Raw genomic sequence first — 21,735 nt, forward strand, 5'->3', positions numbered from 1 at the left:
AATGGGAACAAAAACTAGGAGAAATATTATGAAGACTTTATGGAAAGCGCTCTGCGCGGCCGCGATGGTCGGCATGACGGCATTTTCCGCGCAGGCGGAAGAAAAGACCGTAACCCTGGGTACCATGTCCTGGGAGGATCTCACACCCATTACCGGCATTACCAAAAAGGTGCTCGAGGATTCCGGTTACACCGTCAAGGTCGTGCCGTTCTCGGAATGGGGCATCGCCTATGCCGCTTTGACCAAGGGCGATATTCAGCTGCTCGCCTCGCAGATCGACTATGTCGCGCAGGATTACTGGGACAAGAACAAGCGGCGTCTCGAGAAGATTTCGCCCGTGTCGCACGGTCTCTTCCAGGGCATCGCCGTGCCGAAATATGTCACCGTGGATTCCGTCGATCAATTGAATGACAATGCCGACAAGTTCGGCGGCAAGATCGTCGGTATCGAACCCGGTTCCGGCCTGATGCGCGACACCGGCAACGCCGTGAAGGATTACGGCCTGAAGCTCAAGCTCGTCGAAGGCAGCACGGCCGCCATGACCGCCGCGCTCAAGTCGGCGATCGACCGCAAGGAATGGATCGCCGTCACGATCTGGGAGCCGTCGTGGATGATGCAGCGATACGACGTCAAGTTCCTCAAGGACCCGAAGGCCGTATTCCCGCCGCCGCAGAGCTATTACTGGATCGCTCAGAAGGGCTTCTCCGAGAAATATCCGCGTGCGCGTGAAGTGGTCGCCAGCGTTTATGTGCCGCTTGCCGATATCACCGCCATCAATGCCGCCGTCAACGACGGCAAGACGATGGATCAGGCGGTCAAGGACTGGACCGACAGTCACGCCGATCTTCTGAAGCGCTGGGAAAACATCAAGGGCGAATGACCCTGAACGTGCGGGCCGCAGAGGCGGCCCGCACGGGGATTTCCAAAAGTTGAAGGCCGGCTCCGAGCAGGCCCGTGGGGAACGCAATGAATGCTATGATGAACGAACCCAACGAAGTGTTGGTGGATTGCCAGAACGTCTGGAAGATTTTTGGCGCGCGCGCCCAGGCTGCCGTGAAGGCCGTCTCCGAGCGCGGATTGTCAAAGAAGCAGGTGCTGGAGGATTTCGACTGTGTCGTGGGCGTCTCCGACGCCAGCCTTCAGGTTCGCCGTGGCGAAATCTTCTGCATCATGGGTCTTTCCGGCAGCGGCAAATCGACCCTCATCCGGCTTCTCAACCGCCTCATCGAGCCGAGCGTCGGCAAGATCACGGTGAAGGGCAAGGATATCGCCCGGCTGAACGCCGCCGACTTACGGGATTTGCGCGCCCGCACCATGGCCATGGTCTTCCAGAGCGTGGCGCTCTTGCCCTACCGGACGGTGCTCGAAAATGCCGGCTTCAGCCTCGAGGTGCGCGGCGTCGCCAAAGACGAGCGCAACCGCGTAGCGCGCGCCGCCCTTGAAAAAGTCGGGCTGGCCGACTGGACGTCGCGTTATCCCAGCGAGTTGTCCGGCGGCATGCAGCAGCGCGTCGGCCTTGCCCGTGCGCTCGCGGCCGATCCCGAGATCATTCTCATGGACGAGCCGTTCAGCGCGCTCGATCCGCTCATCCGACGGCAATTGCAGGACGAGTTCCGGCAGCTGACCAAGTCGCTCGGCAAATCCGCCGTCTTCATCACCCATGACCTCGAAGAGGCCATCCGCATCGGCGACCGCATCGCCATCATGAAGGACGGCGTCATCGTGCAGGTCGGCACCGCCGAGGATATCGTCACCAAACCGGCCGACGACTATGTCGCCGATTTCGTGGCGGGCATCTCCAGAATCCATCTGGTGAAGGCGCATTCGGTCATGCAGCCGGTTGCGGAATTTACGGCCTCGCGGCCCCAGTGCGATATCGGCACGTTGCTCCGGGCCTCCCCGGAGGCCGATATCGGCGCGCTGATCGATCTCACGATGCAGTCCGACCATGACGCCGTCGCCGTCTTCGAGAAAGATGCCGTCGTCGGCATCGTCACCGCCCGCGACCTTCTGCGCGGGGTGGCCGGCGCGCCCGCCGAAGAATTCGCGGCGGCATAGCGGAGGACGGGAGATGGATACCTCGATCATCACGGATCGCTTCGACAGCGTCACGGAGGATGCGCTCGGCTGGATCGGCGATAACGGCCAGGGGCTGTTCGATTTCGTCAGCCGGCTGCTTGAAGGTAGCTATGACGGCATCCTCGGGCTGCTTCAACTCGCCCCGCCCGTCGTCATCGCCCTCATCGCGGCCCTGCTCGGCTGGCGGCTGATCAACCTGGCGGCCGGCATTCTCGCCGGCGTCGCCCTGCTTTTCTGCGCGACCATGGGCCTGTGGGCGGAAACCATGAGCACGCTGGCACTTGTCGCCACGGCAACGATCCTCGCTTTGCTGGTCGGCATTCCGCTCGGCATCCTCGCGGGCTTCGCCAAATCGCTCGACCGGGTGCTCGAACCCGTGCTCGACCTGATCCAGACCATGCCGCCTTACATCTATCTCCTGCCGGCCATCGCGCTCCTGGGCTACGGCCCGGCCACCGCGCTCATCGCCACCTTCATCGTCGCCATGCCGCCCGCCATCCGGCTGACCTCGCTCGGCATCCGCATGACGCCGCGGGAATTCATCGAACTCGGCCACGCGAGCGGTCTCACCTCCTGGCAGATGTTCACGAAAATCCGCCTACCCTTCGCCATTCCAAGCATCATGGCGGGCATCAACCAGAGCCTGATGATGGCTTTCGGCATGGTCGTCATCGCCGGCATCGTCGGTTCCGGCGGGCTTGGCGAAACGATCTACGGGGCGGTGCGCACGCTGGATATCGCCACCTCCATCAATGCCGCAATCGCCATCGTCATTCTGACCATGGTGCTGGACAGGCTCACGCAAAGCGCGGCCCACCGCGTAAAGGCAGGTGCAAGATGAACTTCGATCTCCTCCGCTTTTCGCCGGGCACCTATCTCGCCCCCGCCGTGGACTGGCTGAACACCAATTTCCACCCGTTTTTCGCAGCCGCGACCAAGCTCATAGAGACGGTCCTCGGCGCCATCGAGGCCGTGCTGCTCTATCCACCCGCCTTTGTCCTGATTGCGGTCGCGACATTGCTCGCCTTCTTCGCCATCAATCTCAAGGCCGCACTGGTCACGATATTTGCGCTGGCATTCTGTTTCTTCGCGGGCCTGTGGACGGAATCGATGCAGACGCTCTCTCTGGTGACTGTGGCAGTCGCCATTTCGGTGTCGGTCGCCTTTCCGCTTGGCATTCTGGCGTCGCGCTACAAGCGGTTCGAGACATTCATCCGCCCGGTGCTCGACATCATGCAGACCGTGCCGCCATGGGTCTATCTGATCCCGGCCGTGATGATCTTCAGCCTCGGGCGTGTCCCGGCGATCATCGCGACGATCGTCTATGGCGTTCCGCCGATGCTGCGCCTCACGACGCTTGCCTTCAACCAGGTGCCGAAGGACCTTCTGGAGCTTGGACAGGCAACAGGCGCCTCGCCCCGGTCCATCCTGTTCAAGATCGAAATCCCGTCCGCCACGCCCACGCTTCTGGTCGGCCTCAACCAGTGCATTCTGCTGTCGCTCGCCATGGTCGTGCTGGCCGGGCTTGTCGGGGCCGGCGGGCTCGGCGCCGAAGTGACGCGCGGCTTGACGCGCATGGAAATGGGTCCGGGTCTGAGAGCCGGGCTTGCCATCGTCGCCATCGCCATTTTCCTCGACCGACTGTCCAGAGGCGCGCTGCAGGGCCGCAGGGTATCGGCCGGAGGAAACGGCGCGCACTGAGAAAAAGAGAGCCATGCGCCATAGCTTCTTCTGCATCGATTCCCACACCTGCGGGAATCCCGTTCGTCTCGTCGCCGGCGGCGGGCCGCTGCTGCCGCATCTTCCAATCGCCGAGCGCCGCGACATATTCGTGCGCGACCACGACTGGGTGCGGCAGGCATTGATGTTCGAGCCACGCGGCCACGATGTGATGTCGGGCGCGATCATCTATCCGGCCTATCGGCAGGACTGCGATTTCGCCGTGATCTTCATCGAGGTCAGCGGATGCCTGCCCATGTGCGGCGCGGGCACCATCGGGCTCGTGACGGCGGCCATCGAGGAGGGTCTGGTGACCCCGAGGGTGCCGGGAAGGCTGTCAATTGAGACGCCCGCCGGAAAGGTCGATATTCAATACGAGAAGCCCACAGACTTCGTCGAATCCGTCCGCATGTTCAACGTGGCCAGCTACCTTCATGCCGCCGATGTGCAGGTGGAAATTCCCGGCCTTGGCAGGCTCACTGTCGATATCGCCTATGGCGGCAATTATTACGCGGTGGTCGAGCCGCAAGCCACCTGGCCCGGTCTCGACGGCCTGTCGGCCGGCGATATCGTCGATCTCAGCCGCAAGCTGCGCGGCGCGCTTTCGCAAATCTGCAATCCCGTGCATCCCGAGGACGAGAGAATAAGCGGCGTGCACCATGCCATCTGGTGCGACAGACCGGTTTCAGCCGATGCGGATGGGCGCGGCGCGGTGTTTTACGGCGACAAGGCCATCGACCGCTCGCCCGGCGGCACCGGCACCTCGGCGCGCATGGCGCAACTCCATGGCAAGGGCCGCCTGAAAGCCGGGGAAAGATTTCGTCAGGAAAGCCTGATTGGCACGATCTTCGAAGGCAGGATCGAGGAGGAGACGGAGATCGGCAGCTTTAGAGGAATCCTGCCGAGCGTCTCCGGCTGGGCGCGGATCATTGGACACAACACCATATTCGTGGATGATCGCGACCCGCTGGCGCATGGATTTCAGATCGGTTGAGGAGTGTTTCGATCATGGTGGATATCGGCCGCATCGGCATCGTCGGAGGCGCTGGATGGCTGGGAACGGCGATAGCGAAGGCGCTCGCCCGCTCCGGCACGGTATCCCCTGACCGGCTGATATGCTCATTCCGGCGCAGCAAACCCGCAGAACCGCTGGATTGCCGCTGGACGCAGGACAACAGGGAATTGGTGGACAATTCCGATATCGTCATCCTTTCGGTGCGGCCTGAGGATTGGAATGCGGTTGAGATCGAAGCGGCCGGGAAACTGGTGGTTTCCGTGATGGCCGGCGTGACGGTCGACAATATCAGGGAAAGAACAGGCTCCGCGCGTGTCGCACGCGCCTTGCCGAACGCCGCAGCGGAACTCGGTTTTTCCTATACGCCCTTCTTCGTTGCATCCTCCGAAACCAGAGACGCAGAGACTGTCGGCACGCTGTTTCGCAGCTGCGGTGAAGTGGATATCGTCAGCCGCGAGACGGATATCGACTATTTTACCGCCATGTCCGGATCGGGCGCCGCATTCCCGGCATTGCTAGCGGAGGCGATGATGAACGATGCGATCGCGCGTGGCATACCGACCGCCGTGGCCCGCCGCGCCGCTCAGCAGCTCATCATCGGTGCGGGGCGGCTTCAGGAACGGGACGGCGCCTCTCCCGACGAAACCGTGACATCATTTGTCGACTACAAGGGAACAACGGCCGCCGGCATTCTTGCGATGCGTCGCGCGGGCTTCGCCAATGTGGTCGAGGCGGGACTGGATGCGGCTTTTAGGAAAGCGAAGGCGCTTTCCGTTCAGTGATTTCAGTGCATTCATTGGGCGGCGCGCTTCCCCTGCGAATGCGCGCCGCTCTTCTGCACTCTATAGTTCAAGCTTCACGGACCCGATCGGCCTTGAGCAGCAGGCGAGAATATAATCGTCGGCGATGTCCTCGTCGGTGATGCCACCATTATGGACCATATGAACCTGCCCTTCGAGCTTGCGGACCTTGCAGGTGCCGCACAGGCCCATGGTGCAGCCCGAAGGGATCATCAGACCCGCCGCCCGCGCCGCGGCGAGGATCGTGTCGGTCTCGGCGCAACGGGTGGAAATGCCGGAAAGGCTGAATTCGATCTCCGCCTTTTTGTCCTCGTCCGGAACGACATCGGTCGGAACCGCTTCGGCCTGCTGCGGGGCCGCCTGAAAGCTTTCCTGATGGTAGCGGTCCATATCGTAGCCGAGGCTGGCGAGAGCCTCGCGCACCGCCCGCATGAAGGGTTCGGGGCCGCAGCAGAACACTTCACGTTCCAGATAGTCCTGCGCCATCAGGCCGAGCATGATCTGGTTGAAGAAACCGCGATAACCAGTCCAAGGCCTGAAAGGATCGGTCTGTTCGACAACCCATTTCAGATCGATGCCGTTGACGCGCGAGGCCATTTGCTCGAGCCGTTCCCGGAAGATGATCTCGGAGGGACGCCGGGCACAATTGACGAAAACAATGTCCGGCTCGCGTCCGGAATCGTAAAGATAGGTGGTCATCGACATCATCGGGGTAATCCCCGATCCGGCCGAGATGAACAGGTATTTTTCCGCCGGGTTCTGCATGAACGAGAACCGGCCCGCCGGCCCCGTGGCACGCAGCCGCACGCCGGGTCGCAGATTGTCGAACATCCACCGCGTGCCGATGGAATCGGCCTGCGCCTTGACCGTCACGGTGAGGCAGGTCGGCCGCGACGGCGACGACGAGATCGTATAGGTACGATAGATGTTTCCGCCCGGCACCGGCAGTTCCAGCGTGAGGAACTGGCCGGGATCGAAGCTGAACAGGGAGCCGGAAGGGGACTGGAAACCGAACGTCATGACATTCGGCGCTTCCGGCAGACAGGAGACGCATTCCAGCTCTTCCGTATCCGACCAGAAGGCAAGTCTCGGCCTTGTGATGGTGTTCATCGCCTCACTCCGCCGCTATCTGGGCCGCCATCTCAGATGTCGTCAGCGAGCGTTCCAGCCAGCCGGCATACCAGTCGATGAACTGGATGACGCCGCTTTCCTGTGCCGGCGAATAGGGGCCGGGGCGGTAGGCGGGAGAAAAAATTCCCTCCTGATTGGTTTCGACGATCTCGCGGTCTTCGTCATTCGTGGCGATCCACACTTCCGTCAGCCGTTTCAGATCGTAATCGACGCCCTCGACCGCATCCTTATGAACGAGCCAGGTGGTGGTGACCTCGGTTTCCGTGGGGCTGATGGGCGCAACGCGGAAGGTCAGCGAATGGTCGGGCAGGAAATGGTTCCAGGTCGAGGGATAGTGGAAGACCAGCAGCGAGCCGGCATCCGGCACGGCGACCCGGCCCAGTTTCTTGTCGACGCCAGCCTTGCCGTCCATGGTGTAGCTCAGCGCGCCTTCCTGGAGCGGCATCCGCGCCAGACGATATTGGCCGTCGCCGGCCAGGAGGAATTGCGCCGGAGCGCCGGCGGCCTCGCAACGGTCGAAATGGGCCTGAAGCCGCGCCGAGATGGAACCATCAGCCGAAACGCCCGCCACTTCCGGATCGAGCGGGAAGGAGCGGCAGAGTGCGGGGTGGTTGCTGCTGCAATGGTAGCATTCGCGGTTGTTTTCCCAGACGAGCTTCCAGTTGCCTTTCTCGACGATGGTCGAGGTGTAAGCGACCTTGGCGTTGGAAAGATCATGGACCGCCAGATAGGGACGCGCCAGCTCGGCAAAGGGCTCGAAGGCCGGCGGCGTGTCGGACAGACAGATGTAGATCAGCCCGTCGAGATTACGCAGGCTAACCGGCTTCAAGCCATGCGAGGATGCGTCGAAGTCCGGCCCCATGTCGTTGGCCCACAGAAGTTTGCCATCCAGCTCATAGGTCCATTGATGGTAGGGACAGACCAGTTTCGCCACCTGCCCCTCACGCGCCTTGCAGACGATGGAGCCGCGATGACGACAGGAATTGTGAAAAGCGCGGATTTCGCCGTCGCGGGCTTTAACGATGATGATGTTGTAGGCGCCGACGCGCATCGTGACGTAACTGCCGGTTTTCACCAGCTGGCAGGCGGGGATGGCAAACAGCCACTCCTTGTAGAAGAGATGTTCGAGATCGAGATCGTAGATCGACTGCGACGTATAGAAGGGTTGTTCCAGGGCATGGCCGGGCTTGCGGCGGGCCAGCAGTTCCTGTGCAGAAATATGTGCGTTCATGGCGGTAGGTTCCCGGTTTATCCTTGTTCTGACCGCAAAAATCCTCCTCGCCGCTGTTTTTGACAATAGCAATTATTTTCATGTTGATTTAGTTTAAGTAAACTCATGATGTGGAGAGCCATGCATGCCGAGGCCTTACGACTTATCCTCGATAACCGCCCTCGTCTGCTTCGAGGCCGCGGCGCGGCATCTGAGCTTCAAACAGGCAGCCGGTGAAATGAACGTGACGCCGGCGGCGATCAGCCATCAGATAAAGGCGCTTGAAAGCGATCTGGGCTGCCAGCTGTTCATCCGCCGCAGCAAGGGCGTGGAGCTGACCGAAAAAGGCGCTTTCCTGTTTGTCGCGCTTCAGCGCGGTTTTGAGGCAATCTCGGACGTCGTCGGCGAGATAAGGGATCGTCCCGAGGCGGTCGATGTCACCATTCGGGCGACGACGGCGGTCAGTTCGCTCTGGCTCACGCCGAAAATATCCGCGTTCTGGAAATTTCATCCCGCAGTCACCATCGCTCAAATCGTCAGCGATGTTCCGGCGCAGGCGAACCGCTGCGACCTCAGCATTCACTACGGCAATCCGGAGGACGATCATTGCGAATATCGCAAGCTTTTCCAGGACAGGATCGTCGCGCTCGGAACCCCGCATTTCAAGGCGGAACACGGCATTTCCTCGATAAAAGACTTGCTCAGGGCTCCGCTGATCCATTCGAGCAGCGAGGAGACCAACTGGACGAGCTGGTCCGACTGGTTCCAGTCGCTGGGCCTGCCCGCTCCGAAAGGCCGGGGCTTCCATGTCAACAATTACACCATCGCGCTTCAGAGCGCGCAGGACGACATCGGCGCGGTTCTGGGGTGGGATGGTTTGGTCGGAAATCTGATACGGGACGGTTCGCTGATCCCGCTTGTGCCCGAAAGCATCGCGTCACCCGTGGCGTTTCATCTGAAAATTCACCCGCGCGCGTCTGCGCAGGCCCGGCTGTTCGCGGACTGGCTGGTCAGGAGCGCCTGACGTCGGTGGCCTACGAACCGGTACCGAGAAAGGTCATTCGGCTGAGAATGGTGTAATTGGATTCCGACGCCATCAGGGCGGCGAAGACAAGCACGAGGACCGGCGGAAACAGGATGACGTAGATCAACACCAGCCGCTCCCAGGCCAGATGCATGAAAATCGCGATGATCAGCCCCGCCTTCAGCAGCATGAACAGGATGATCAGAGACCATCTGGGATAGCCCTGAATGCCGATATAATCGACCAGATAGGAGAAGGTGCTGAGGACGAAAAGCAGTCCCCAGACCACCATATAAAGTCTTATCGGATGCTGCTGTCCCTGTTGTGACTGTTGCTCTGCCATGATGCCATCCTCACTCACCACAGATAGAAAAATGCAAAGATGAAGACCCACACCAGATCCACGAAATGCCAATAAAGCCCCATTATCTCGACGATCTCGTAGTGCCCCTTGCGGCTGGTGAAAAATCCCCGCCTTTCATGATCGAAATCGCCCCGCCACACCTTGCGCGCGATGACGAGAAGGAACAGCACGCCGATCGAGACATGGGTGCCGTGAAAGCCGGTAATCATGAAGAAGGACGAACCGAATTGGGCCGCACCCCAGGGGTTCTCCCAGGGACGAACGCCTTCCTCGATCAGTTTCGTCCATTCGAACGCTTGCATGCCCACGAATGTCGCGCCAAGCGCTGCCGTCACCACCATCAGCGCGGCGGTCTTGCGGCGATCGCGGCTGTATCCGAAATTGACGGCCATGGCCATCGTGCCGCTACTGCTGATGAGAACGAAGGTCATGATGGCGATCAGGATCAGCGGAATATCCTTGCCGCCGATCGTGAGCGCGAAGACCTCGCTCGGATTGGGCCAGGCGACGGTGGTGGACATGCGCGCGGACATGTAGGCCAAAAGAAAACAGCCGAAAATGAAGATGTCGCTCAGGATGAAGATCCACATCATCGCCTTGCCCCAGGAGACGTTCTTGAACGCCCGCTGGTCCGATGACAGATCGGCGGCGATGCCGCGCAGTCCCGCCGGGCGCTGTTGCGGATCACTTACCGGTCTTTCCTCCATGGATGCGGTCATGATCGACACTCCTTAGGTGACCAATTGACGGCAGAGATCGACGAAACTATTCGCCCAGCCGGCAAAGAGCGCAAAAAGGATCAGCCAGACGACCAGCATGAAATGCCAGTAGATGGCGCACAGCTCCACACTGAGGCGTAACCTTGCCGACAAGGGCTCGCTCCGGGCGCGGATCGCGGTACGTCCAAGCACGAAGAGCCCACCCGATATATGCAGGCCGTGCAGGCCGGTGATCATGTAGAAGAAGCTGTTGGATGGATTATCCGCCAACACATAACCTGCGGAGATGAGCTGGCGCCACGCCAGAAACTGCCCGGCGACAAAGAGAACCGCCATCGCAAAGCCTGTCACAAGAGCCGCATTCAGCCGTTCACGACGACCCGCGCCGGCTTCGGTTTTTGCCCATTGCAGTGCCAGACTGCTGGCGGCAAGCGCCGCGGTGTTCGCCCATAACAGCCCGGGGACCGGAATACCCCACCAGTCGGCGCCGCCCATACGGCCGAGATAGGCACTGATGAGCAGCGTGAACAACGCGCCGACGACCGCCAGAAATATCCCCAGCCCGAGTTTCGCTCTTGTCGCCGACGATCCCGGCATTTCCGGCGTATCGCCTGCCAGGCCAACTTCCAGCCAGGGTTTCGAGGCCAGCCGCTGCCTTGCCATCCACCAGGTGACGATGCCGGCGATCCCGGCCATGAAGACAAGAATGGCGCTCATGACAGGGCCCTTTCGGATGGCCCGGCCGCCGGCGGCTGGTTTTGCGGCAGGAAGTCCTCATCCGCACCGGGCACGCTGTAATCATACGCCCAGCGATAAACGACCGGCAGCTCCTTGCCCCAGTTTCCGTGAACCGGCGGGGTCTGCGGCGTTTGCCACTCTAGAGTCGTCGCCCGCCACGGATTGCCGCCCGCCTTTTTACCCCAGCGCAGGCTCCATTCGAGATTGAACAGGAACAGCAATTGCGCCGCACCGACGATGAGCGCGGCTATCGTGATGAACACGTTCAGCGTGTGAGCGGATTCCGGAATGAAAGCGGTTTCGCCCAGCTCGTAATAGCGGCGCGGCACGCCCATCAGCCCGAGATAATGCATCGGGAAGAAGATGGCATAGGCGCCGACAAAGGTGACCCAGAAATGGACGCGTCCCATTGCCTCGTTCAGTATCCGGCCCGTGACTTTCGGATACCAGTGGTGGATCGCACCGAAGATCACCATGATTGGCGCGACCCCCATCACCATATGGAAATGGGCGACGACGAACATCGTATCCGAAAGCGGCACGTCAACCACGACATTGCCGAGGAAGAGGCCGGTCAATCCGCCATTGATGAATGTGACGATGAAGGCGAGCGCAAACAACATCGGCAAGGTCAGATGAATATCGCCGCGCCAGAGCGTCAGCACCCAATTATAGACCTTGATCGCCGTCGGCACGGCGATGATCAGCGTCGTGGTCGCGAAAAAGAAGCCGAAATTCGGGTTCATGCCGCTGACATACATGTGATGCGCCCAGACGACGAAGCTCAGCACTGCGATGATGACGATCGCCCAGACCATCATCCGGTAGCCGAAGATATTCTTGCGCGCATGGGTGCTGATCAGATCCGAAACGATGCCGAAGGCGGGAAGTGCGACGATATAGACTTCCGGATGGCCGAAGAACCAGAACAGATGCTGGAACAGGATGGGACTGCCGCCCTCCTGCTTCAGCTGTTCGCCCATCTCGACGATGGCAGGCATGAAGAAGCTCGTGCCGAGCAGCCGGTCGAACAGCATCATGACAGCGGCCACGAGAAGCGCCGGGAAGGCAAGCAGCGCCATGGCGGTCGCGGTGAATATGCCCCATATCGTCAGGGGCATGCGCATCAGCGTCATGCCGCGCGTGCGTCCCTGCAGCACCGTGACGACGTAGTTCAGCCCGCCCAGAGTAAAGCCTATGATGAACAGGATCAGCGACAACAGCATCAGGATGATGCCCCAGTCGCGCCCGCCCGGCGTCCCTGATAGCAGCGCCTGCGGCGGATAGAGCGTCCAGCCGGCGCCCGTCGGCCCGCCGGGCGCGAAGAAACCGGCCACCAGCACGAGGACCGCGCAGAGGTAGAGCCAGTAACTCAGCATATTGGCATAGGGGAACACCATGTCGCGCGCGCCGAGCATCAGGGGGATCAGGTAATTGCCGAAACCGCCGAGAAACAGCGCGGTGAGCAGGTAGATCACCATGATCATGCCGTGCATGGTGATGAACTGATAATAATGTTCGGCGTCGATGAAGGAAAAATAGCCGGGAAAACCGAGTTGCAGCCGCATCAGCCAGGACAGCACCAGCGCCACCACGCCGATTGCAGTCGCGGTCAGGAAATATTGAATGGCAATGATCTTGGCATCCTGGCTGAAGACATATTTCGTCCACCAGCTTTTCGGGTGATAAAGCTCGACGTCCTCGACTTCAGCGGGCTGCATGACCTGCCCGGCGCCGGATCCAATCTCGACCATATTCCATCCTCCCAGTTTCCCCGATGCGGCTTTCCCTTCCCATATGCACGGCGCTTATCTGGCCGCCGACGGTTCCGCCGAGGCCAGCAATTTCGAGAAAGTCGGCTGCTGCTGCAGCCAGGCTTGATAATCGGCCTCGGTATCGACAATAACGGTGCCGCGCATCTGCGGATGGCCGACGCCGCAGAGTTCCGCGCAGAGAACCTCGAAGGTTCCCGTCCGCGTCGGCGTGAACCAGTAATAGGTAACCGAACCGGGGATCATATCCATCTTGGCCCGGAACTCCGGCACGTAGAAATCGTGCACGACGTCAACCGCGCGCAGCAGCATCTTCACCGGTCTGCCGGCGGGCAGATGCAATTCGCCGCCTTCAACGATGACATCATCCATTCCAGCGGGATCGTTTCTGTTCAAACCGAGCGGATTGTTCGGCGCAATTGCGCGCGTATCCGCCCGTCCGAGCCGTCCGTCGGCCCCGGGCAGCCGGAAACTCCATTGCCATTGCTGACCGACCACTTCCACTTCGCTTGCACCATCAGGAACGGTTACGAACTGGTTCCACACGAAGAGGCCCGGCAGAAGCATTGCCGCCACCCCGACCCCGGTTCCGCCCGCCAGCCACAATTCCAGGCGCTTGTTTTCGGGCTCGTATGCCGCTCGATTGCCGGTGCGGTGCCTGAAGCGGAACACGCAATAGGCGACGAACAGCACGATGGCCGAAAAAACGAAGCCGGTGATCCAGAAGGTGATGATGATGGTATTGTCGATATAGCTCCAGTTCGAGGCTATCGGCGTCCACCACCACGGGCTCAGCAGGTGGAACACGATCGATCCCACCACCAGCAGAACGAGAACCACAACGACAGCCATCGTCTCCTCCCCTGACCCGGCCACGAATAGTTTTACAACTCCATCGCGAAGTATATTAGCATTATCTCACGAATGGATCTGGCGAGCAATTATGGTCCCCACCGCAGCGGCGCCCATCAGCGCGGCCGCAACGGCAAAGAGGATCATCTACGGATAGATTTCCTTTATGAATTCAAGGCGTACGGCCCGGATAATCGGAGACGATCAATTTCCGATAGAGGTGCCAGGTCGAATGTCCAAGGACAGGCATGATAACCGCGAGGCCGACAAACACCGGGATTGTGCCGATGACGAGCAGCGCCGCGACGATCAACCCCCAAAGCGCCACCGGAACCGGATTTGCAAGCGTGGCGCGGATGCTCGCATCCACCGCCGCGACTGCACCGACATCGCGATCGAGCAGCAGCGGGAACGCCACCACCGTTGTCGCCAGCACGATGACCGCGAAAACGAAACCGGCCAGATTGCCCCAGATGATGAGGGAGAGACCTTGCGGGGTCGTCAAGACGTCCGACAGAAAGGTCGAGAGCGCGACCGGACCGGTCGCATCGAAAGTGTTGGCATAGATGCTTTGCGCAACAATCAACCAGACGACGAAAAGCGCAAACAGCATGACGGCAACCGCGATGATCGATGGCAGGGCCGGAGAGCGACGAACCTCCAGCGCGTGCCGCCAGGAGCTATCCAACCCCTGCTCGCGTCGTCGACTGATCTCATAGAGCCCGATGGCCGCGATTGGACCAATCAGCGCAAAACCCGACATCAACGGATAAATCAGCGGCAGCAGATTGGCGCCGGAACTCCACATCACCAGGAAAACGCCAGCGATCGGATACATAAGACAGAGAAAAACATAGTGGGACGGTTTTTCTTTAAAGTCTTCAAGTCCCAGCCTCAAGGCATCGACAATATCTGCGATACCAATCTTGCGGACTTCCGGGCGGGCAAATTCACCACTCGCACCGGCCATGACATGGAATGCCGTCATAGCACTTCTCCTCCTGCGCCATGATCCGGCTGGCGGTATAGGAACGTTCGGTGACTTCTTATCGATGCGTCAAACCGCAACCGGCTGTTTTGTAATTTATCAAATTCTGTCGCCTTTGTCGCCTGTTCTTTAAATTGGAGAAATCAGATGCCCGCTGCCGGCACGGTCGACAGAACCGCACCTTGAGAGGTTTTGGATCGTTGCCAGCTCCGCGCACGGTCTATGGCGCGCGCGAAACGGGCATGGTCTTCGACATCGATCGATCCATCGGGGACGAATATCTCGGCGTCGCCTCGCATGGCCGCGACATCGACGCCGCACAGTTCCGCCAGACCGAGCGCCGTCAACTCGCGCATGGCCGGCACACAAATGGTTCGGCCGCTGGCAGCAGCCAGAAAGCGGGCGAAATAGCGGCTGTTCGACAAGCCGCCATCGATGGAGATGGTGTCGCCGATGGGAGCGACAGCCGATGCCGCCTCGATCAGCCGAGCCGTCAGCAGGGCAATGCCTTCCAGCACGGCGCGCACCATGTCACTCCGCTCGGTGGCGTGGTCCATGCCGATGAACAGCGGCACGGCCTGCCTGTCCCAATAGGGCGCGGCAAGGCCAGAAAGGGCGGGCACGAACACAAGGCCACGGCGAATGGCCGATGGCCCCTCGAAACCGTCGAGGTCGCCATTGTCTGCGTAGAGGCCGATCTTTTTCGCCCATTCGAGCGCCGCGCCGGCATCATAGATCCCGCCTTCGATGGCAAAGACGGCGGCGGCGCCTTGCATATGCCAGCCAATCGTCGGCAGAAGCTGTCCGGTCAACGGACGCGCGTTACCGGCAACGGCCAGCAGAAAGGCCCCGGTGCCGAACGTTATCTTGCAATCGCCGGCCTTGCGGCAGCCATGCCCATAAAGCGCTGCCTGCTGATCGACGATGGAAACGCGAATGGGCGTTCCCTCAAACGAACCGAAGCCACCATCGACAGGGCCGATTTCGGGCAGGCAATCCATCGGCACGCCGTGAAGCGCGCAGAGTTCCGGGCTCCAGTCTCCGGTTGAAAGGTCGAGCAGCCCCGTGCGCGACGCCGTTGCAAGGTCGGTGCGGAAAGAGCCCGTCAGCCGGTCCAGAAAAAAAGCGTCGGTGGTGCCGAGCCGCAAACGTCCCGCGGCCTTTGCCTGTGCCACGGCCGGATTGTGCCTGACCAGCCAGGCGAGTTTGCTGGCCGAAAAATAGGGATCGAGCGGTAGCCCGCAAATCTCTTTCGAACGATCCGTTGCCGATAATGGCAGGGCGGCCAGCATTTCGGCGGTGCGGGCATCCTGCCAGACGATGACCGGCGACAGCGCCTCGCCGCTCACGGCATCCCACGCCAGACAGCTCTCGCCCTGATTGGCGATGGCGATGGCATCCACCGGCCCGGCAGCAGCCAGCACCGCGCGGATATTGCGCAGCAGTTCTTCCGGATCATGTTCCACATGGCCGGCAGCCGGGTAGAATTGCGCGTGACGCCGGCTGGCGACAATGTCTGCCGCGCCGCCATCGCTCACCACAAGGCACCGGGTCGATGTCGTTCCCTGATCGATCGCCGCAATGCGCATCAATTGGTCTCCCGAAAGTAAAAAACAACCTGGCTGGCTGCAAAGGCAGCGCGGGGAATAGGGACCAGTACACGGCGTTCAGGAAGCCACAGGCCGGTCTTGCTCCACACTTCCGTTCCACCGAGGTGGAGTGAAAGCCGGCCTTGAACGCGCCGGGTGAAGCGAAGCTGAAAATCGCGAAATGCCGGTCTTTCGAGCCCACCCGGGCGCAATATGGCGGGAACCACCAGTTTGAGCGGATCGGTGAATGTGACAGGCAGCGCCGGGGCGTTGCAGGGTTCCCGGGCGAGATCGTCAGCCACCGCCGCGCCAACCCGGCGACCTTCACGAAACGCCCAGCCGCCCGTTTCCACGGCCCGCAACACATTTCCACCGGCAAAGAAGAGCGGATTGGCCATCCGTCCGTCTTGATCGGTCAGCGGCCCGGCACTGCCTGCCGCGACATCCATGGGAGATGCGTTGAGAAGTGCCGCCTCAGGCGTGAACCTTCCGGTCAGAAGAATACCGTCGCATTGAACCGTCAGGATGCGGCCATCCGCCAGACGGATATCAGCCTCCTCGACCCGGCCGCGCCCGCGAATATCCGTGACTGCCGCGCCGCAATGAAAGGGCACGCCCACCAGTCGCGGAAACCATCGAAAGGGCGACCGCGCCAGCGGATAGGGCTCCGGCTCGATCATCGCCACCGGCCGGGCACTATGCGTCAGACAGGTCAGAAGTGCGGAAAAGGAAACAAGTTCCGAACCGATGACAAGCGGGCGGCGAAAGGGCATGATGCCGTGAAAGGCGACATAGGATTGCAGCGTACCGGTGGTGATGACACCCACCGGCCGGTCGCCGGGCAGGAGCCGCACGGAGCGTGGTTTTTCCCGCGCACCGGTCGCCAGCACGATGCGCCGGGCCTTCAACGTCTTGACGCCGAGCGCCGATGTCACCAGCAGCGTGCCATCCTGCCCCAGTTCCACCACGGAATGACCGGTGCGTATGTCGACACCCGCATCCTGCGCCTGCCGTTGCAGGCGTTGTGCATAGGCTGGCCCGAAATAGACACGTCCGAATTCACGCATGCCGAAGGGCGAGTGCAGGCAATGCCGGATCGCGCCGCCAAGGGCCGGCTCACGGTCGAGGATCATCACACGGGCGACGCCGCGCGCTTTCAGCTCCAGCGCCGCCGCCAGGCCCGCCGGACCACCGCCGATCACGATGACATCTGCGTTCTCAACGTTTTGATGCTCTCGCCGAAACGGTTCCGCAGCTGTGCTCATCGGTCCGCTCCCTCCTGAACGGCAAGCGGGGTTGCCAGACGGTCCCCGGTCATGGCAGCCAGCCGGGCGTTGCAATAAAAGCCCTGACAGCGCCCCATGCCGGCGCGGGTGCGCCGACGCAGCCCGCCGAAATCGCCCGGCGGCACCGGGCTTGCAAAGGCCGCCTCGATCTCACGTCGGGTGACGAGTTCGCAATGACAGACGATTTCGCCGTGATCGGCACGCTGCCAGTCCCGCTCACAGGTTTCGGTCAGGTTGGGCATCGTCACCTCGGGGACAGGGGGCGGCGGGGCAAAACCGGTGCCGAAACCTTCATGAAGTCTCAGCGCATATTGCGCCAGACCAAGTGCGGCGCTGAGGCCCGTGGAGCGAATGCCGCCGAGCGTGATCGCCCGGCGGTCCGGCCGGGCGGAAATCCGGTAGTGCTTCTTTTCAGACGCCGGGCGCAGACCGGCATAGACGGCGGTTACCGAAACGGAGGCCAGCGCCGGAACGATCTCCGCGCCGCGTTTCAGCAGCGCTTCCAGCGTCGCCGTCTCGACCGTCGCACGCTCGCGGTCGTCCTGCTCTTCCGCCGTCGGGCCAACGATAACATTGCCGAAGGCGGTCGGGCACACCACGATGCCCTTGGTGATTTCGGTGGGAACGGGCAGGACGATACGCGGCACATGCCGGCGGGCAGCCTTGTCCAGCACGACGAACTGCCCCTTGCGGGGCTTGATGGCGAAATCGGGCGGAAGCCCGAGACGGACATCGACGATATCGCCGAACAGCCCGGCGGCATTGACAACGCTCGCGGCAAGGATGGCACCCGCCGTCGTCTCGATCTGCCAAACGCCGTCGAAGGCACCGGACAGGACTTCTGCGTTGCGCACCAGCTTTGCGCCCAGCGCCACCGCCTGCGTGAGATAACCCAGCGGTGCGGACCACGGATCGATGATATGTTCACCCGGGACGTCAAGCGCGGCGACAAGGCGTTCGGACAGGCCCGGCATGGTTTCACGGGCTTGCCCCGCCGTGAGGAGCCCAAGCCCGGCAATGCCGTTGCGCCGCCCCTGATCGGCGATCGCCTGCAGTTTTTCCGCCTCGTCCGGGTTCCAGGCGCAGACCAGCGCGCCGGTTTCGACAAGGCTGAGGCCCATCTGCCCATGAATGGAGAGATATTCCTCCCGGCCCGCCTTCACCAGTTCCAGCTCCAGACTGCCTTCCGGCGCATCGAAACCGGTATGGAGGATGGCGCTGTTGGCCTTGGAGGCTCCGGAGAGAATATCGGGGCCTTTTTCAATAACCACCACCTTCGCACCGGCCAGTGCGAAACGGCGGGCGACCGCGCAACCGACGACGCCGGCGCCGATGACGGCGACATCAAATTCCGTGGAGGGGGTCTGAGCCATGGGCTTCCCTTTGCTTTCGTCGTTCAAAGCGAAATCAACAAGCGCGACGGATCGCGCCGATGCAGCAGCGGCGTTCATAAACGGAAGTGAAATTCGCGCTGTTTCCGTCAGGCGGGCGGGCACAACTCTGGATTTGCCAGGCTCACGCTGACGATCTCCGGCTGCGCCGCCCTGCCCGCCTTTATTTTACGAAAGTCTTGGTCAGGCCCGCCGTGCGGTCGACGATAAGGACGACGGCAAGGGTGAGCACGATCAGAAGAACGGAAATGGCCGCAACGAGCGGATCCGCCTGCGTTTCCACATGCTGATACATGGCGACCGGGAGCGTGGTGATGCGCGGGCCGGTGAGGAACAGCGAAATCACCGCTTCATCGAACGATACGAGAAAGGAAAGCGCCGCCGTCGCCACGACACCCGGCGCGATCATCGGCATGGTGACGCGCCGGAAAATAGTGAGCGGCGATGCCCCGAGCGTGGAGGCGGCCTCCTCGAAGATCAGCGGCAGGCCGGCAAGCGACGTGGTGAGGACACGCAGCGCATAGGGCAGCACGATGATGAGATGGGCGATCACCAGGCCGGTGAAGGTGCCGAGCAGGCCGGCGCCGGCAAAGACGATCAGGATCGCGAGACCGAGAACGATGGTGGGCAGAAGCAGCGGCGCGGTGAAGAAGGCGAGAAGCGCATCCGCGCCGATCACCCGCATGCGGACGATGGCATAGGAGGCCGGCAGCGCGATCAGCATGGACAGCACGGTGACGATGACGGCGAGAAGGGTGCTGGTGCCCAGCGCGCCCATCATCTTCGAATTATGCATGAGATCGACATACCAGCGCAGGCTCCAGCCGGAGGGCGGGAAGGTCATGTAGCTGTCGGCCGAAAACGAGATCGGCACGACGAGAACCACGGGCGCCAGCAGGAAAAGGAACATGATGAAGGCGACGATTTTCAGCGCCAGCGGGGCGGGACGTTCTTCCATCTTCGATCTCCTTTTAAAGAATGGCCCGCAAAAGCCGGGAATAGAGCACCAGGGCAGCACCGAAAATCACGAGGATGATCATCGACAGCGTCGCGGCGAGTGGCCAGTTGAGCGTAACGATCGCCTGATCGTAGATTTCCGTCGCCAGAAGAAAGACGCGTCCGCCGCCGAGCAGCTTGGGGGTGATGAACGAACTGACCGCCAGAACGAAGGAGAGCAGGCAACCGAGCGCGACGCCGGGCATGGTGAGCGGCACGATGATCCGCCAGAACACCTTCCAGGGCGATGCGCCGAGTGTTTCGGCCGCTTCCTCCACCCGTGGGTCGAGCCTGCCGAAACCGGCAAGGAGCGCGAGGATCATATAGGGCATCAGGATTTCGGTGAGGCCGATGACAACGCCGACCTTGTTGAACAGCAGCCGCACGCCGCTTTCAGCACCGAATGCAAAGAGAATGTTGTTGATCAGGCCGTCATCGGCAAGGATCGCGATCCAGCCATAGGTTCGCACCACCGCCGAGGTGAGCAGTGGCGAAATGACCAGCACCAGCAGCAGCGTCTTCCAACGACCCTGCGCCCGGTGCAGGTAAAGCGCGATGGGATAGGAGGCGATGAGCGTCAGAACGGTGATCAGGAGACTGGTCAGGATGCTCTGGCCGATCAATTCGATATAAAAACCGTCGGTCAGCGTGGACGACCAGTTGTCGAGCGTATGGGCTTCTCCGAGACCGCCGCCGCCGAGGCTTTCGCGAAAGGAAAGCAAGAGCAGGTTGAAGACGGGCATCACGAAGGCAAGGCCATTGACCGCGATGATCGGCCCGAGAAGAAGCGTGGCGAGAAACACCATGGAGGACGTGCGGCTGCCGGGAGCCGTGATCATGACAGCCGCCGTCATTGGTTTGCTCCGAAGACCAGCGTGTCTTCCACGCGCCAGACGAGACTGACCGCGCTGCCCGCCGCCACCGGCGTTTCACCGCCGGATGTCGCACGCTCCACCGACAATGTCTGGCCACCCGCGGCGATCTCGTAGTGGAGGATATCGCCTGCATAATAGACGTCACGAACCTCGCCGGCGATGCGATTGACGGGCGCGCCATCGAAATCCGACACGGTGTCGCCGGCAACCGTCATGGCCATGCGATGCGGCCGTACCATCAGGTCGATCTTGCCATTGTGCGAGCCGGGTGCCCGCAGGACCGCATCGCCAACCGTGATGCGATCGCCGGCCGCGTTTCCGACCAGCCTGTTGGTGCGGCCGACGAAGGAGGCGACGAAAGCCGTGGCCGGGCGCTCGTAGAGATCGTGCGGCGTGCCGAGCTGTTCCAGCCGCCCGCCATTGAGCACGGCGACCTTGTCGCACATGCTGAGCGCCTCGACCTGATCATGCGTGACGAAGATGGACGTGATGCCGAGCTGCTTCTGGATACGGCGGATTTCAGAGCGCATCTCGTCGCGCAGCTTGGCGTCGAGATTGGAAAGGGGTTCATCGAACAAAAGGATGGAGGGCTGAATGACGAGCGCGCGCGCCAGTGCGACACGCTGCTGCTGGCCGCCGGAAAGCTGGGCGGGGCGGCGGTCCTCGCGTCCCTCCAGACGCACCATGGCAATTGCTTCGCGCGCACGCCGTTCCGCTTCGGCTGCCGGCACCTTGCGCATTTCAAGGCCGAACATGACGTTCTTGAGGACCGTCATGTGCGGGAAGAGCGCGTAGCTCTGGAAAACAAGCCCGATGTCGCGCTTGTAGGGCGCAAGCTGCGTCACGTCCTTGCCATCGATCAGGATCGAGCCTGACGTCACGGGAGCAAGGCCTGCAATCATGCGCAACGACGTCGACTTGCCACAGCCGGATGGACCGAGGAAAGCAACCAGTTCGCCCTTTGGTATCTCGAGATTGAGATTATCCACGGCGACCATGGTCTCGTAGCGCTTGGTCAGTGAACGAATCGAGAGGAATCCTGGCTGCATGATGTCTGAAGTTCCCATTCTGGCTTTTTGCCTTTCTCCAGAACATGTCAGACCCGTGGGGTCGCGAACATGCCCTGTCCCTTGATCACACAGTCGCGGCGGAAATTCGCGGCGCTTTCGTCAGGCCATTCGGAATGC

21 protein-coding genes are annotated in these 21,735 nt (G+C 61.4%); 7 read left to right on the plus strand and 14 right to left on the minus strand.

The annotated features are described in order from the left end of the window. Positions 1-28 precede the first annotated feature (28 nt). From ACIQUH_RS10165 to ACIQUH_RS10190, 6 genes are all read left to right on the plus strand, one after another. Positions 29-880 (plus strand): glycine betaine ABC transporter substrate-binding protein, encoded by an 852-nt coding sequence (locus tag ACIQUH_RS10165; RefSeq protein ID WP_400814402.1) that lies wholly within the window; start codon positions 29-31, stop codon positions 878-880. 86 nt (positions 881-966) lie between these two features. Continuing rightward, the gene (locus ACIQUH_RS10170) at positions 967-2,058 is read left to right on the plus strand and encodes a glycine betaine/L-proline ABC transporter ATP-binding protein (RefSeq protein WP_400814404.1); all 1,092 of its coding nucleotides are present in this window, start codon (positions 967-969) and stop codon (positions 2,056-2,058) included. 13 nt (positions 2,059-2,071) lie between these two features. Further along, complete coding sequence (locus ACIQUH_RS10175; RefSeq protein ID WP_400814406.1) at positions 2,072-2,920, plus strand: ABC transporter permease; 849 nt, start codon at positions 2,072-2,074, stop codon at positions 2,918-2,920. After that, positions 2,917-3,780, plus strand: a complete 864-nt coding sequence (locus ACIQUH_RS10180; RefSeq protein ID WP_400814408.1) for an ABC transporter permease — start codon at positions 2,917-2,919, stop codon at positions 3,778-3,780. The genes ACIQUH_RS10175 and ACIQUH_RS10180 overlap by 4 nt, the downstream gene beginning before the upstream one ends. A gap of 13 nt (positions 3,781-3,793) precedes the next feature. Beyond that, positions 3,794-4,792, plus strand: coding sequence for a 4-hydroxyproline epimerase (locus ACIQUH_RS10185; protein WP_400814410.1), 999 nt, complete (start codon positions 3,794-3,796; stop codon positions 4,790-4,792). 14 nt (positions 4,793-4,806) lie between these two features. Continuing rightward, positions 4,807-5,595: a pyrroline-5-carboxylate reductase family protein gene (locus ACIQUH_RS10190; RefSeq protein ID WP_400814412.1), complete on the plus strand. Its 789-nt coding sequence runs from the start codon at positions 4,807-4,809 to the stop codon at positions 5,593-5,595. A gap of 60 nt (positions 5,596-5,655) precedes the next feature. On the opposite strand, the gene ACIQUH_RS10195 is transcribed toward ACIQUH_RS10190, so the two are convergent. Then, a complete protein-coding gene (locus ACIQUH_RS10195) occupies positions 5,656-6,723 on the minus strand; it encodes a 2Fe-2S iron-sulfur cluster-binding protein (protein WP_400814415.1) in 1,068 nt (355 codons plus the stop codon). A gap of 4 nt (positions 6,724-6,727) precedes the next feature. After that, positions 6,728-7,975 (minus strand): SRPBCC family protein, encoded by a 1,248-nt coding sequence (locus ACIQUH_RS10200; protein ID WP_269345042.1) that lies wholly within the window; start codon positions 7,973-7,975, stop codon positions 6,728-6,730. A gap of 124 nt (positions 7,976-8,099) precedes the next feature. Between ACIQUH_RS10200 and ACIQUH_RS10205 the strand changes: the two genes are divergently transcribed. Beyond that, positions 8,100-8,978: a LysR substrate-binding domain-containing protein gene (locus ACIQUH_RS10205; protein WP_400814417.1), complete on the plus strand. Its 879-nt coding sequence runs from the start codon at positions 8,100-8,102 to the stop codon at positions 8,976-8,978. 10 nt (positions 8,979-8,988) lie between these two features. Here the strand turns inward: ACIQUH_RS10205 and ACIQUH_RS10210 are convergent, their stop codons facing one another. The 12 genes from ACIQUH_RS10210 to ACIQUH_RS10265 all read right to left on the minus strand — a co-directional run bounded on the left by ACIQUH_RS10210 (position 8,989) and on the right by ACIQUH_RS10265 (position 21,597). Then, complete coding sequence (locus ACIQUH_RS10210) at positions 8,989-9,321, minus strand: cytochrome C oxidase subunit IV family protein (protein ID WP_400814420.1); 333 nt, start codon at positions 9,319-9,321, stop codon at positions 8,989-8,991. 14 nt (positions 9,322-9,335) lie between these two features. Continuing rightward, a complete protein-coding gene (locus ACIQUH_RS10215) occupies positions 9,336-10,061 on the minus strand; it encodes a heme-copper oxidase subunit III family protein (RefSeq protein ID WP_400814423.1) in 726 nt (241 codons plus the stop codon). Positions 10,062-10,073: 12 nt separating this feature from the next. Next, positions 10,074-10,778: a cytochrome c oxidase subunit 3 gene (locus ACIQUH_RS10220; protein ID WP_400814426.1), complete on the minus strand. Its 705-nt coding sequence runs from the start codon at positions 10,776-10,778 to the stop codon at positions 10,074-10,076. Then, positions 10,775-12,553, minus strand: a complete 1,779-nt coding sequence (locus ACIQUH_RS10225) for a cbb3-type cytochrome c oxidase subunit I (protein ID WP_400814429.1) — start codon at positions 12,551-12,553, stop codon at positions 10,775-10,777. Before ACIQUH_RS10225 ends, ACIQUH_RS10220 begins: the two co-directional genes overlap by 4 nt. Positions 12,554-12,607: 54 nt before the next feature. Next, positions 12,608-13,423, minus strand: coding sequence for a cytochrome c oxidase subunit II (locus tag ACIQUH_RS10230; protein WP_400814432.1), 816 nt, complete (start codon positions 13,421-13,423; stop codon positions 12,608-12,610). A gap of 172 nt (positions 13,424-13,595) precedes the next feature. Next, on the minus strand, positions 13,596-14,411 hold the full coding sequence (locus tag ACIQUH_RS10235; RefSeq protein WP_400814435.1) for a DUF2189 domain-containing protein: 816 nt from the start codon (positions 14,409-14,411) through the stop codon (positions 13,596-13,598). Positions 14,412-14,554: 143 nt separating this feature from the next. Beyond that, complete coding sequence (locus tag ACIQUH_RS10240; protein ID WP_400814438.1) at positions 14,555-16,000, minus strand: FGGY family carbohydrate kinase; 1,446 nt, start codon at positions 15,998-16,000, stop codon at positions 14,555-14,557. After that, positions 16,000-17,265, minus strand: a complete 1,266-nt coding sequence (locus ACIQUH_RS10245; RefSeq protein WP_400814441.1) for an FAD-dependent oxidoreductase — start codon at positions 17,263-17,265, stop codon at positions 16,000-16,002. Before ACIQUH_RS10245 ends, ACIQUH_RS10240 begins: the two co-directional genes overlap by 1 nt. Further along, positions 17,262-18,659: an NAD(P)/FAD-dependent oxidoreductase gene (locus tag ACIQUH_RS10250; protein WP_400814444.1), complete on the minus strand. Its 1,398-nt coding sequence runs from the start codon at positions 18,657-18,659 to the stop codon at positions 17,262-17,264. The genes ACIQUH_RS10245 and ACIQUH_RS10250 overlap by 4 nt, the downstream gene beginning before the upstream one ends. A gap of 181 nt (positions 18,660-18,840) precedes the next feature. Further along, positions 18,841-19,635 carry an ABC transporter permease gene (locus ACIQUH_RS10255; RefSeq protein WP_400814447.1) on the minus strand — a complete coding sequence of 265 codons (795 nt, stop codon included), beginning with the start codon at positions 19,633-19,635 and terminating at the stop codon, positions 18,841-18,843. Positions 19,636-19,648: 13 nt separating this feature from the next. Beyond that, positions 19,649-20,527, minus strand: a complete 879-nt coding sequence (locus tag ACIQUH_RS10260; RefSeq protein ID WP_400814449.1) for an ABC transporter permease — start codon at positions 20,525-20,527, stop codon at positions 19,649-19,651. Beyond that, a complete protein-coding gene (locus ACIQUH_RS10265) occupies positions 20,524-21,597 on the minus strand; it encodes an ABC transporter ATP-binding protein (protein ID WP_400814451.1) in 1,074 nt (357 codons plus the stop codon). The genes ACIQUH_RS10260 and ACIQUH_RS10265 overlap by 4 nt, the downstream gene beginning before the upstream one ends. Positions 21,598-21,735 lie beyond the last annotated feature (138 nt).

It is taken from the genome of Agrobacterium sp. NPDC090283 (genome assembly GCF_044769685.1).
Taxonomy (GTDB): domain Bacteria; phylum Pseudomonadota; class Alphaproteobacteria; order Rhizobiales; family Rhizobiaceae; genus Agrobacterium.